We start from the raw sequence: 12,121 nt of genomic DNA, 5'->3' as shown, positions 1-12,121 counted from the left end.
TTATTTCAAAAAAGATCCCTAATATCATTTGACATTCCAGTTGCCATAAGCAAAAACAACACTAAAGCACCAAAAATAGCTGCATATTTTTGACATTTCAAGCTTAAATCCCTACGTATAACCGCTTCTATGATATAATGAAATAAATGCCCACCATCTAGCAGTGGTATTGGCAGCAAGTTAATTGCAGCTAAATTAGCTGAAATGATTGCCATAAAATATAGAACCATAATAAATCCCTTTTTAGCTGATTGTCCTGAATATTTTGCGATTTTTATTGGCCCACCTATTTCATTGATACTCCTTTTACCAACAATAATGTGAAAGAGAGCTTTGATCGTTAAGCACATAGTGTGGTAAGTTTCACTTACTGATAAGCTCACAGCCCCAAGAAAAGACGACTGCTTTAATGTATTGACTGAAATAATCCCTATAGTTTCTCTTTCTATTGTGTTGCCAAAAACGTCTTTGTCCTTGATTATTAATGGAGTTAAACTGGTCCTGTGCTTCTCATTATTTCTGCTATACTCAATCTCCATTCTTGTTTTAGGATTCGACATTATCACACGTGAAATATCTTCAAAGTATTTTATTTTATGCTCATTGATTTGTGTAATAGTGTCACCTGGCAACAAACCAGCTTGCTTAGCTGCACTACCTTCGATTACATTTCTAATCACCGGTGGAGTGCGATAATAACCTGCTATGCTAAAAAATATTGTAAAAGCTATAACAGCAAATACCATGTTTGCAAAAGGCCCTGCAAAAACTACTGCTGCTTTTTTATGCCGCGGTTTTGTATGAAATGAATACAACTTTTCTTCTTCGGTTAAATTTTGTTGATCAGCTGGGACACTTGCTGCATTGTTGTCCCCTAGCATTTTAACATAACCACCCAATGGAACAACGCTTAATTTCCATCTAGTTCCAGACTTATCGTTAAAACCAAAAATTTCAGGACCAAAACCTATGGAAAAAGATTCAACTTTAACTTTGCATGCTTTGGCAACAACATAATGCCCATATTCATGCACGAATACTATGACAGAAATTATTAAAGAAAATGATAAAAAATAATATATTCCATCGCTAAATTGATGGATAAGATTAGAAATTAATTCCACCTGTATATTTAGATCTTAACAAAATGTTAAGTATATTAAAACGCGCCTCGCTTGACAAGTATTTAGTTTAACTTTTAAATTAAAAAAAGTTTAATTGTAATGACAGATACCTCACTACTCAGAAGAAAATTAATATATAGAAGCTGGCATAGGGGTTGCAAAGAAACCGATATACTTTTAGGGCATTTCGCATTGAAATATCTTGATAAATTTTCCTTAAGCGAACTAATCGAATACGAAAAAATAGTTGATCTTGATGATTACGAATTATATTGTTACATAACTCGTAAGACAAACCTCCCTCCTGGCTTGAATAGTCAGATAGTCAATTTAATTGCTTGCTTTATTGAAGCTAATCCTTTATGCACTCAAGATTAGTGATAATCTTATTTACCTTATCTAGTACCTCAGTATATTCTATTCTTTTCTCGTTTCTATACTTTTCGCGCTCTTGATTTACTTCATCTAATCGCTTTGTTAATTCTAAAATTTTATCCTCAAGAATTAGTGCTGCAAGTAAGAAATTTAATGCATCCGAACCCTTACCTCCAGTTTTTTGAGATACAGAACTAACTAACTTGTCAAAACTATTAGCAAGGCGTAATAAATGATTCCCCTTCCCACTTTCGCAAGATATTTTATATGTGTTATTACGTATAACTATTTCTACTACTTGCATATGGTGCTAAAAATTTCTATCGTACAGTATAAACTCAAACCCCTACTTTCATCTTATTTATGGTATAAATTTTTATTCATTTATCAAATCAGATAATTTTTTACTGCTACGAAAATATGTTTTAAAGTATTGATTCTTTGTAAACTTCTGTAACATTAAATGGCTTGTTTCTTTCAAGTTATAACTTCTAACTGAAAAAGAACCAAACCCCCTAATTTCAACTCTATTATGATGTTTCAATGTGCTTGAAAGTATCCCAAAAAATCTATCAACTATAGCTGCTATAACAATCTTATCTAAAAAAGGATGTCTTTTTGCTACCCTCGCTATTATATCAGACTTTGTTGCCATTTATATGAAGCCAAAATAAGTAAACCTTATCACTTAGCAGATAATGCTATGTTATATTCTTCAACACCCAATACTTCAACTTCTATTTTTTCTGATATAGAGAATTTTTTATTCTCTGGTAAATGCTCTTGATCTATTAGAAGGGTTACATCGTTCTCAACTTCAACGACTAGTCCATTATCTTCTCTCTTACCTACAATAACCTGTATTTTATCACCTACCTTAACTTTCTTTATCAGTTCTTCAAGAGGATCATACTCTATTTGTTTTATTCCAAGATAAATTCTTGCCCGATTCACGTTAGCCCTTATTACTTTTGCTTCTATTTTATCACCTACATTATACTTCTTTATCTCATCTGAACCATTTTTAGACCAACTAAAATCTTTCACATATATTGTCCCTTCTACGTTCTCATCTATTTCAGAATCACCGAAAGCAACAGATACATATGAGCCGGTATTATTCTTCACTTCACCAGAAACAATAGAACCAGGAGGATATTTATTGATAAATACTTGCCAAGGGTTGTCTACACACCTTTTCATGCTTAAACTCATCCTACTCTTAGCAATGTCAATACTGAGAATTTTTACATATACTTCTTGTCCCCTTGTTACGAGACTACTAACTGGTAAATTACTCTTAACCCAAGTTATTTCTGACGAGTGCACTAAACCTTCAATTCCAGGTCTAAGCTCAACAAATAATCCATAATCTTCTATGCTTGTTACATAACCCTTATGCACACTATCAACTGGATATTTTGACTCTGCATCTTGCCAAGGGCTATCTTCTAGCTGCTTCACACCCAAGGAAATTTTAGCATTTTCCTTATCTATTTTTATAATTTTAACTTTTATAGTCTGACCACAAGTAAAAACTGCAGACGGATGACTTACCCTACTCCAAGAGATATCTGTAATATGTAACAATCCATCTATAACTCCCACTACATCTGATTCATGAATACCGACAAATACACCGTAATGAGTGATACTTTTTATTTTCCCTTCTATTATATCGCCTTCATTTAAAGATTCTAAAAATTTAATTTTTTCACCAGCGTGCAATTTTTCTAACACCAGCTTTCTTGATACTACAATATTGCCCTGCTTCTTATCCATTTTAAGCACGATGAACTTTTGTTCAGTTTCAATAAGGTGCTTCGCATCTTTTACTTGCTTCAAATCCACATGACTCAGCGGTAAAAAAGCGCTTATTCCGTCACCAAGATCAACAATAAAGCCACATTTAATTGAGCGTTTAATAACTCCGCTTACTTCAGCCCTTGTAACTGTATCTTCTTCCAACTTATTCCATTTTTCGTCCCTAATTGCTTTTTCACGACTAAGAACAACATTACCATGATAATCTTCAATTCTTTCCACATAAACTCTGATTTTCGAGCCAATAATGACCTCATCATTACAACCGAGTTCCTTGATCAGAATTCTCCCGTCAGATTTTAAACCAATATCAACCACAACGTCGTTAGGGTTTATTCTTGTAATTACACCTTCTACCACATCTCCTTCTTTAATTTTGTTAACAAAAGAATCTTCAAACAAGGTATTATCTTGATCCTCAAATTGGCCTTGACATATCTCTTCTATAAATTTGTTTGATGATAGCTTTCTGATAGTAACCGGTAGATTTACGACTGGATTATTATTATTCATACCTTTAACTTAAACTTTATTAGAACTCATATATTATATAATATTAACAATTATTGACAAGTAATTTTTCATTAACTCATTTCGAGAATTGTTTAAGCTATATAAAATATAGTGAGAAAATTATATATGTATCAAGAATATGCTATTTAAGAATAGCAAGTGGATTAGATCGTTCTCCAGAAGGTCCAGGCTAAAACCTGATGTTGATGAAATATTGGAAAAATATTCTATTCAAAACAGCAAGGAATCTATAGAGAAAATTGTAAATTCACAAAAAAGAATATGGGTAGAAATAGGCTTTGGCAACGGTGAAAATATGCTTTACCAGGTGCTCAATGAACCTGATCTATTATTTATAGGATGTGAGCCCTACTTAAAGGGGGTTTCTCGCTTGCTAACAAACATAGAAATACAGAACATAAAAAATATTTTAATGTGGACAGAAGATGCAAGAGAATTGATTGCAAATTTTCCTGATAACAGTGTTGAAAGATTCTTTATTCTCTTTCCAGATCCATGGCCAAAAAGAAGTCACAATAAAAGACGATTAATTAATACGGAATTTTTAAATTTATTAGCAAAAAAAATACTTATAACAGGGGAAATATTCATTGCAACCGATCATCAGGACTATGCAGAGTGGATAGCATCACATATAAAGCAGTGTAACTCTTTAATCTATAGGGAAGACGATTTCACAAGTTATACTCTTACAAAATACCACAGAAGAGCGCTCAAAGATCAGCGTAAAGTGAGGTTCTTTAAAGTAAGTGTTATTAATAATTTGCAGACTATGGATCAATAGAGTTTTTGCATATCTCTTTTACGTTAACTATAGATTAAAAATAATAAAAAAAGAGGGAGAAATAGAGTAAATTCCTTTAACTACTTCTCCTTATGAAGGAATAGACTTCTTGCATAACCCAAACTAAGTAGAAAAAAGGTATCATCCAAGTAGCCCCTTTCTCGTCATGCCGCTGCGAATCGTCATACCGCCGCGGCGCTAACACGTAGCGGGATGATGAGGCTTATCGTCATGCCACCGCGAACCGTCATACCGTCACGGTATCTCTTAGCCGCTAACAAGTAGCGGGATGACGGTTGTCAGGTTAGCTGTTATCCCAGTTTTTGACACTGGGATGACAACGAAGGGCTACTTGGATGACAGGGAAGGATGCTGGAATGAAGGTTTTTCAAATTGTCGATAAACCTAAATCTATAATAACTATTTGCCTTTTTTCTAGGTTATGCAAGAAGTCTACTGAATAACAGTAAGATTTTTCAATCCTGTTCCACAGCAAATTTTAGTGCCATGTGAGTAGTTATGGTGCTGTTAACAATCAAAATAACAAAAACTAAGATGGTGATTAGTAGTGTATAAATATTCAAGGATAAATTTTCAAATTGAGTTAGCATTTTAAAATACACAAAGGTTGGCATTATCATTGGCAAAACAAGAATTTGCGATACTCCTGATGCTAAGTTGTTTTGACCAATCATCAATGCATTTCCAGTAGCTGAAATATTAGTGATTATCAGCGTATTAAATAATAAAGACACTCCAACTGCTATTGAGTGTTCAATACTATTGCCTAGAATTGCAAAGCTGAATATGGAAGAAATTACTGAAATCGGTAACCCAAATAATAACCAGTGAGCGAAAATTTTATAAGCAACTATAAGCCTAGAAGAGAGTGGCTGTACAAAGATTTGCTCTAATATTCCATCATGATAATCAGATGTAAACAAATTATTTGTAGAAATCTGCAAAACAAATGTAGCACATATCCATGTTAATGTTAACATAACTTCTTGTTTATTGTTGTTTTTAAGTGTAAATGAAGATAAACTTAACATTATGATAAAAATACATACTATATAGGTAAAGTTCTTATCATCTATTACTAATTTTTTTACTGAGTCGATCATACTAGGCTTTTAAATGTTTATTATAAATTATAGTGTTTACTTTGAGGTAGTATAATTTTTTGTTCATAAATTATATAGGTTTTATTATTTTTTTGATAATGCAATTATGGAAAAGTTACCAAAAATAAAGTCACCAGAAGATTACACTCCTTCAGAAGATGAAGAATATATGAGCGTAAAACAACTGGAATACTTCAGCTTAAAGTTACAATCAATACTCGCTGAGTTAGAGAAACAAGAACTAGAAGATAATAGTATTGATACATACTATTCTGATGAAGATAGTGGAAACGAGGAATTAATCAAGCGTCGAAAAGATAGAAAAGAAAAAATTAAGGAGGCGTTAGAAAAAATAAAATTAGGCACTTATGGTTACTGCGATGGAACAGGAGAAGAAATAGGAGTCGAAAGACTTAAAGCTAATCCGCTTGCTATATATTGTATTGAAGAGCAAGAGAGAGTAGAAAAAGAAAAGAACGTGTACAACATTAACGATTAATTTACACATAAGTGGTGAGCCCATTGGACTTCAAGAGGAGCAAGAGGCGCTGAAGTATGTTATGCTATAAAGAAAGTGGAAAATTGGACATTCTCAACTTGACTCCTGCAGATTAAAAATTAAGTTGTATCCGTTCAGGCAATGGCGTCAACTTAAGGAAAAATGTCAGAGATTGTGTATAAAATTTCTCTCTAAATTTTTTATCATTAAATTATCCAAAGAGTGCAAGGGACAGCACTTTTGTTTCTGTTTTATTTCAACAAAGAAGTCTAAAATGTGTCCTTTTTAGGTGAAATATGCAAAAAGGAAAAAACCTTATTCTACAAATTAAAAATATAATATACTCGAAAACTTTTCAGAAAATCCATTGTGTTGAGTTTTACACGAACAAGCTTTTTCGACAGTATTTTCTATGATTTTAAAGTTAGTTAAAAAAAGTTTGGGAATAGAATGTGAACTTATGGAGCCATTGACATGTACCCTCAAAGCAAGCTTTTTCTAAAGCAAGGTATAAGATTTGCCATACCATACGCGTCAAGTTAAGAGATTGTGAGCAAATTTAGAGAGGTTAAAGTGGATACTCTAGCCCTTCTACGTTTGTCTTTTAATGAAAATCGCGACCAAGTTATAGTGAGTTTTTTAAGAAATGCTTTTAAACTATTAATTTTGGTTAATACTAAAAATAACTCTCTAACCCGCCTTTTTAGCTCAATAAATGCCTTTGTTAAGCTAAGTTCTGTATTCTTTTTCACTTCTGTGCAACCAACTATGCCGTGAAATATAAGAATTGCGCACAATTTAGCATATAGTTCACATAATACTCTGCATGGCTTTCCTTTTAGCTTATCAAGCCTGATATGGCTTTTATACAATTTAAATAATAACTCAATTTGCCACCTTACTCTGTAAATCGTTAATACTTGCTCAGCACTAATTTTATTTTCTGGAACATTAGTTATAAATATTGACCAGTTCAACAATTTTTGATTTCTTTTAGAGGATGTATATCCCTGCGATCTTGCTAATCTATTAGCTTTCCTTCTTCTGGCCATAGACTGTTCTTCAGTTAGTTTCTGACATATAATTCTTACTCTAATTTTTGCTTCTTTTCCTAACAATACCTCGTTTTCTAAAAATAACTTATCCTCTAAACATTCTAATAACTCCATTTTTTGATTTGTTTCTACATCATATATGTTGGTATCGGATTTATAACGACTTATGAAATAAGCTCCTATTTCATTGATTTGTTTAAAAGAACTTGGCACAAAATAACCGAGATCAGATATTAGCAAATCATTGCTTAATATATTACTTAAATGTTTCCTATATCCCTGGTCTGATCTTACCCCCTCCGTTAAATTAAGTTGGTCTATTATCTGATTCATGTAGTCGAAAACTAATTGTAACTTTATTCCAGACTTAGTATTGCTTTCATAGCCACTGTAGCTAGTACCATAACCTTTATACATCTCTTCCATACTGTTAGGTAGAGTAATATAGCTACTGTCCAATAATTTAACACTATTAAATTGCTGTAAGATTTTGCAATCAACTTGCAAGATATTTTTAAAGAGAATCACAGATTCATTATACATCCTTTTCATAAATTCCACTGCTTCTTCAGTAAATCTAAAATCCAAACCTTGTTTTGTTATATCTATCGAGTCCTCGTTTAGTAATTGACACATTGTTTCTACGCTACAATTATCAACTCCTATATTACCCAAGACCATGGCTTTTACGAATGATGAACCTTTTAGCTTTCTCTTTCTTTTTATAAACCTTGTTGTAATTGAGATTTTCTCTGCTTTTTCATTAAAAAATTCTTTGAGCTTTTTTGATAAGCAAGTTATTTTATTCATTGGTTCTCTCACTAAAAGTATATCTGGGAGAACTTATACCTTATTATTCTATCTCTTTCATACCTTTATTTCCTTAACTTGACGCGTATGATTTGCCATACAGGCTCAAGAATTTAAGCATCCAAACAGCCTATCAGGATGAACCTGAGTTGGAGAGGCTATAGACTTATTGCAGCAGATGGTTCTGGTATGAGATTACCCAGCTCTGGGGAAATTGTATCCGAGTTTGAACCAAATGGAACAACAGGCACCATTGGCAATTTGTTTGTTGATTTGTGTACTTCATTGATTTGCAGTGCTCGTCTTGCAGCTTGGAATATAGGTGAACAAACGTTGGCGGCAGAGCAATTACCCGAAGTTATCACTCAAATGCGTTTATTAAATCAAGAGAAATTATTATTTATCTATGATCGTCTTCAGTAAAATTCATTCAGCAGCATTATGATTTGGAAGTAGATTTTATTTTTTGCTTGCAAAAAAGAAATTATAGTAAGCTATGGGAACGCTGGCGAATTAGATTTTGATTTTATATTAGAAAATGAAAAGCTAAAAAATAAAATGAAAGGACAGAAAGTAAGAGTTATAGTGCTGACATTAGCCAACTGAGAAACAGAGTTTTTGACCGAGACTTTGGAGCAAAGCTTATGTGTTAAGGTGGCACATAGAGGAGTGCTATAAACGACTCAAAGTAGGAGCAGAGTTAGAGAATTTTTCTGGAGAGGCTGTATTACAAGAATTTTGGGCAAACTTGGTCATGTGCAATATATTATCGCTTCATATATGTGATGCACAAGGGCCTTGGAACCCAGATCAAATTACTGAGTATCGTTTAAATTTTTCAGTTTTATTTGGTGTAATGAGGCAGAAACTCTATCAGGTACTTATTGCGCCAAAAAACTTTCAAGCCCTTTTTAAGTATACGCGCTAAAGTTAAAATCCGACCGGGACAGCAGCAATAAAGTAGATAAGCCTAAACGCCATCATGTCTTTAGGAGAGTTTGCTAATGAAAGTTCTTAAGTTGACGTCATTGACTGTTCCGATTCGTTATATGACATAAGAGCATCATATATTTCATGCAATGTATTTGAGATGTTTTTTTCCATATGTTGATTAATATGCCCATATATTGTCGTCTCTTCCGAACACTCTGTATCTTTATGTATATGATTTTGTTGCTTTAATTCTTCTCTATCTACACTCTCTATTTGCTCTGACACTAGCATAACTACCTCATATTTTACATAACGAAATAAAAAAATTCTAACTGTAGTATGCTTATATAATCTACGAAGTCAATAGTTAAATTGAAAAGTTTCGGTTATAATTTACTTCATATAGAACATGCCCTTGAATTATGCTAAAAATCGCCATAGTAGGCCTACCAAATGCTGGAAAATCGACCCTATTCAACAGATTAGTAGGAAGAAAAGCAGCAGTAGTGAGTAACATTCCAGGAGTGACAAGGGATAGGCGAGAGGGAATGGGGAGAATTAGCGATTTGGAGTTTAAAGTTATAGATACAGGAGGATGGAACGACCAAACTAGTTTTTCACTGCAAGTTATTGAGCAAATAGAGTTTTCTTTATCCAGTTCAAACATAATTTTCTTTCTTGTTGACGCAAAAGTGCAAAATGAGCGAAATAAAGAGTTTGCAAAGTGGCTGAAGAGAAAAATAAATAAACCTGTGATACTGATAGCAAATAAATGCGAGAGTCATAAATCCGAAAATGTTGATTATTTGCAGTTTTTTGATTTTCTTGGCCCGGTGTATATCTCTGCCGAGCATAATCTTGGCATGGTTGATCTTTATGATGCATTAGCTGGTGTTATTGAAAATTTTAACGAGAACACTGAGTTACCTAACAATGAACTGAGTAGGCTGAGGATCGCGATCATCGGCCGTCCGAATGTTGGAAAATCAACTTTTTTAAATGGTTTACTTGCAGAAAACAGACTAATAACAAGTTCAGAGCCAGGTACCACACGTGATTCTGTGGATATTACATATGATCATGATGGAGAGTTAATTACTCTAATTGACACTGCCGGAATCCGCAGAAAGGCGAATGTTGTAGATGGCTTAGAATCAAGATTTGTTGAGAAAAGCATGGAATCAATCAAGCGCTCTCATGTGGTAGTTTTAATGCTAGACTCCCTAGTTGGTATTGAGCAGCAGGATTTATCAATTGGTGAAGCTGCAATTAAGGGAGGGAAAGGGATTATTGTTGTTTTAAATAAGTGGGATTTAATAGGTAAGGATGACAGAAGCAGGTTAATAAAATTTGTCAAACAACAGGAAGTAACCAGGTTATTCTTGGAAGTGCCAACTATAACAATTTCTGCGTTAAAAGGCATGCGCTGCGGTGATGTGATAGATAAGTGTCTTGAAGTGAGTGAATCCTTGAACAAGAAGATCAGCACTGCAAAACTGAATAAGTGGCTCATAGATGCTGTAGGAAAACATTCTCACCCTCTTGTAAAAGGCAAAGCAGTTAAAATGAAGTATATCGCTCAAATTGGTACTAAACCTCCAGCTTTTTCTTTGATATGTAACATACCTGAAAGTGTTGATGAAAGTTACAAACGCTATTTAATTAACGATCTCAGAAAAAATTTCTTTGCAGACGGTGTGCCAGTTAGATTGCTTTTGAAAAAAAATAAAAATCCCTATGTAAAATGAATACTCTGCTTTATACTTTCAGGGATAATTTACTTAAAGTTATGTGTAATAATTCCAGAATTCCTGCAATCTTTCTGCTGTCGAGTGCCGCTGCTCTAATTTTTGCATATGTGCTAGAATATTTTTTCAACATGCTGCCATGCAAGTTATGTACATACGAGCGAATAGTTTACTATATCGCCGGATTACTTGCAGTAGCGTGCATGCTTAAAGACAACAAAATTCTAATCTATGCAATGTTTTGCAGCTACCTCATAGGTGCAGTAATATCTTTTTATCATATAGGTCTTGAACTCCACTTATTTCATGATGTTTTAGGTTGTACAGAGCAAGCAAGTGGTAACGTTAGTATAGAAGAGCTCAGAAATAATCTACTAAATCCTGATTACTCTCCATCTTGTGACAGACCTCATTACGTTCTAGGTGTTTCCTTAGCAACATGGAATCTAATTTATCTCATAGTAGCTCTGTTCGTATCAGGTAAGGTGTATTGTGGAGAAAGAAAGAAATCTAAATAATTTAAGGTACAGCAACAATCAGTTCTTGCAACAGGCAATTAGAGTAGATCACGCTGGAGAATATGGAGCTATTTGCATTTATTCTGGTCAAAAATTTATTCTTAAGAAATCTTCTATAATCAATGAAATAATTGAAATGGAAGAGCAGGAAAAAAAGCATTTTCACTATTTTAATGAGAAAATCAAAGAGCAAAAAGTTCGTCCTACTGTTTTGTTGCCTGTTTGGCGTGTTTTAGGAGTGTCGCTTGGCGTTGCAACTGCCATTATGGGCAAAAAAGCTGCTATGGCTTGCACTGCTGCAGTTGAAGAAGTTATCGGGGAGCACTACAAAGAGCAAGTTTCACATTTAGAAGATGGGGAATTAAGAGAAACTATAAGTAAATTTCGCGACGAGGAGTTAGAGCACAAAGATATTGCAATTCAGCACAATGCTGAAAGCGCATTTGGCTACAACATTTTATCATCATTCATAAAAACAGGCTGCAAAACTGCTATTTACTTGTCTAAGTTAATTTAACTAAGCAACTTTCTTAAAGTGTTTTAAATGTTCTGATAACAACAGAAACCAGGAAGGAATTCAAGTGTAACAATTATTTTATAACTATATTTACATATCACCATTATTAATAAATAATTAGTATTTGTAAATTAAATACATCTAAAGTATAGACTGCAAAGGAGGCAAAAGTGCGTTTTAATTTAGAAGAGGGAAATGCTCTTATGTAATACCTGCCACAGGTTCACAACTGTACGAACATTCATTTTTGAAGGTAAATTGCACAGCAAATGGTGT

The 12,121-nt window shown here is 33.5% G+C and carries 13 protein-coding genes and 2 pseudogenes; 8 read left to right on the top strand and 7 right to left on the bottom strand.

The window, feature by feature from the left end; translation table 11 throughout:
* Positions 1-5 precede the first annotated feature (5 nt).
* Positions 6-1,124, bottom strand: a complete 1,119-nt coding sequence (gene rseP / locus ACQH2Q_RS06300) for an RIP metalloprotease RseP (protein ID WP_264339535.1) — start codon at positions 1,122-1,124, stop codon at positions 6-8.
* Between the two features lie 99 nt (positions 1,125-1,223).
* On the opposite strand from rseP, the gene ACQH2Q_RS06295 reads away from it, so the two are divergent.
* Entirely contained in the window at positions 1,224-1,502 is a 279-nt protein-coding gene (locus tag ACQH2Q_RS06295; protein ID WP_006279484.1) for a succinate dehydrogenase assembly factor 2, read from the top strand.
* Here the strand turns inward: ACQH2Q_RS06295 and ACQH2Q_RS06290 are convergent.
* From ACQH2Q_RS06290 to ACQH2Q_RS06280, 3 genes are all read right to left on the bottom strand, one after another.
* A complete protein-coding gene (locus tag ACQH2Q_RS06290) occupies positions 1,477-1,803 on the bottom strand; it encodes a cell division protein ZapA (RefSeq protein ID WP_010082086.1) in 327 nt (108 codons plus the stop codon). The two genes, ACQH2Q_RS06295 and ACQH2Q_RS06290, sit on opposite strands and share 26 nt — an antisense overlap.
* Positions 1,804-1,875: 72 nt before the next feature.
* Entirely contained in the window at positions 1,876-2,154 is a 279-nt protein-coding gene (locus tag ACQH2Q_RS06285) for an HU family DNA-binding protein (RefSeq protein ID WP_010963035.1), read from the bottom strand.
* Between the two features lie 29 nt (positions 2,155-2,183).
* On the bottom strand, positions 2,184-3,836 hold the full coding sequence (locus tag ACQH2Q_RS06280) for a 30S ribosomal protein S1 (RefSeq protein ID WP_012673366.1): 1,653 nt from the start codon (positions 3,834-3,836) through the stop codon (positions 2,184-2,186).
* A 139-nt stretch (positions 3,837-3,975) separates the two neighbouring features.
* Between ACQH2Q_RS06280 and trmB the strand changes: the two genes are divergently transcribed.
* Entirely contained in the window at positions 3,976-4,641 is a 666-nt protein-coding gene (trmB, locus tag ACQH2Q_RS06275; RefSeq protein WP_012673367.1) for a tRNA (guanosine(46)-N7)-methyltransferase TrmB, read from the top strand.
* A gap of 476 nt (positions 4,642-5,117) precedes the next feature.
* On the opposite strand, the gene ACQH2Q_RS06270 is transcribed toward trmB, so the two are convergent.
* On the bottom strand, positions 5,118-5,765 hold the full coding sequence (locus ACQH2Q_RS06270; RefSeq protein ID WP_010963039.1) for a heme exporter protein CcmB: 648 nt from the start codon (positions 5,763-5,765) through the stop codon (positions 5,118-5,120).
* A gap of 106 nt (positions 5,766-5,871) precedes the next feature.
* Here ACQH2Q_RS06270 and ACQH2Q_RS06265 point away from each other — a divergent pair, with 106 nt between their 5' ends.
* Positions 5,872-6,264: a TraR/DksA family transcriptional regulator gene (locus ACQH2Q_RS06265; RefSeq protein WP_010963040.1), complete on the top strand. Its 393-nt coding sequence runs from the start codon at positions 5,872-5,874 to the stop codon at positions 6,262-6,264.
* A gap of 296 nt (positions 6,265-6,560) precedes the next feature.
* Positions 6,561-6,791, top strand: a pseudogene (locus ACQH2Q_RS06260) (IS4-like element ISWosp8 family transposase); the annotation flags it as partial.
* A 12-nt stretch (positions 6,792-6,803) separates the two neighbouring features.
* Here the strand turns inward: ACQH2Q_RS06260 and ACQH2Q_RS06255 are convergent.
* Positions 6,804-8,129 (bottom strand): IS4 family transposase, encoded by a 1,326-nt coding sequence (locus tag ACQH2Q_RS06255; RefSeq protein WP_264339118.1) that lies wholly within the window; start codon positions 8,127-8,129, stop codon positions 6,804-6,806.
* Positions 8,130-8,233: 104 nt separating this feature from the next.
* On the opposite strand from ACQH2Q_RS06255, the pseudogene ACQH2Q_RS06250 reads away from it, so the two are divergent.
* Positions 8,234-9,134, top strand: a pseudogene (locus ACQH2Q_RS06250) (transposase); the annotation flags it as partial.
* A 9-nt stretch (positions 9,135-9,143) separates the two neighbouring features.
* Here the strand turns inward: ACQH2Q_RS06250 and ACQH2Q_RS06245 are convergent.
* The gene (locus ACQH2Q_RS06245) at positions 9,144-9,353 is read right to left on the bottom strand and encodes a hypothetical protein (RefSeq protein WP_015589377.1); all 210 of its coding nucleotides are present in this window, start codon (positions 9,351-9,353) and stop codon (positions 9,144-9,146) included.
* 131 nt (positions 9,354-9,484) lie between these two features.
* Here ACQH2Q_RS06245 and der point away from each other — a divergent pair, with 131 nt between their 5' ends.
* The 3 genes from der to ACQH2Q_RS06230 are packed head-to-tail and all read left to right on the top strand — an operon-like array spanning position 9,485 to position 11,845.
* A complete protein-coding gene (der, locus tag ACQH2Q_RS06240; RefSeq protein WP_012673406.1) occupies positions 9,485-10,810 on the top strand; it encodes a ribosome biogenesis GTPase Der in 1,326 nt (441 codons plus the stop codon).
* Positions 10,807-11,328 (top strand): disulfide bond formation protein B, encoded by a 522-nt coding sequence (locus tag ACQH2Q_RS06235; RefSeq protein ID WP_425383465.1) that lies wholly within the window; start codon positions 10,807-10,809, stop codon positions 11,326-11,328. The genes der and ACQH2Q_RS06235 overlap by 4 nt, the downstream gene beginning before the upstream one ends.
* On the top strand, positions 11,303-11,845 hold the full coding sequence (locus tag ACQH2Q_RS06230; protein ID WP_006279362.1) for a demethoxyubiquinone hydroxylase family protein: 543 nt from the start codon (positions 11,303-11,305) through the stop codon (positions 11,843-11,845). The genes ACQH2Q_RS06235 and ACQH2Q_RS06230 overlap by 26 nt, the downstream gene beginning before the upstream one ends.
* The last annotated feature ends 276 nt before the right edge of the window (positions 11,846-12,121 follow it).

This window comes from Wolbachia endosymbiont (group A) of Melieria omissa, assembly GCF_964031125.1.
GTDB lineage: Bacteria > Pseudomonadota > Alphaproteobacteria > Rickettsiales > Anaplasmataceae > Wolbachia > Wolbachia pipientis.
The sequence above is the reverse complement of the archived record's forward strand: the minus strand, read 5'-3'. Positions and strand labels throughout refer to the sequence as shown.

What these genes read in the sequence shown, in the direction of transcription:
- trmB (WP_012673367.1), top strand. Translation starts at nt 3,976, where the DNA reads ATGCTATTTAAGAATAGCAAGTGGATTAGATCGTTCTCCAGAAGGTCC.
- ACQH2Q_RS06285 (WP_010963035.1), bottom strand. Translation starts at nt 2,154, where the DNA reads ATGGCAACAAAGTCTGATATAATAGCGAGGGTAGCAAAAAGACATCCT.
- ACQH2Q_RS06295 (WP_006279484.1), top strand. Translation starts at nt 1,224, where the DNA reads ATGACAGATACCTCACTACTCAGAAGAAAATTAATATATAGAAGCTGG.
- ACQH2Q_RS06235 (WP_425383465.1), top strand. Translation starts at nt 10,807, where the DNA reads ATGAATACTCTGCTTTATACTTTCAGGGATAATTTACTTAAAGTTATG.
- ACQH2Q_RS06280 (WP_012673366.1), bottom strand. Translation starts at nt 3,836, where the DNA reads ATGAATAATAATAATCCAGTCGTAAATCTACCGGTTACTATCAGAAAG.
- ACQH2Q_RS06255 (WP_264339118.1), bottom strand. Translation starts at nt 8,129, where the DNA reads ATGAATAAAATAACTTGCTTATCAAAAAAGCTCAAAGAATTTTTTAAT.
- ACQH2Q_RS06290 (WP_010082086.1), bottom strand. Translation starts at nt 1,803, where the DNA reads ATGCAAGTAGTAGAAATAGTTATACGTAATAACACATATAAAATATCT.
- ACQH2Q_RS06245 (WP_015589377.1), bottom strand. Translation starts at nt 9,353, where the DNA reads ATGCTAGTGTCAGAGCAAATAGAGAGTGTAGATAGAGAAGAATTAAAG.
- ACQH2Q_RS06270 (WP_010963039.1), bottom strand. Translation starts at nt 5,765, where the DNA reads ATGATCGACTCAGTAAAAAAATTAGTAATAGATGATAAGAACTTTACC.
- ACQH2Q_RS06265 (WP_010963040.1), top strand. Translation starts at nt 5,872, where the DNA reads ATGGAAAAGTTACCAAAAATAAAGTCACCAGAAGATTACACTCCTTCA.
- der (WP_012673406.1), top strand. Translation starts at nt 9,485, where the DNA reads ATGCTAAAAATCGCCATAGTAGGCCTACCAAATGCTGGAAAATCGACC.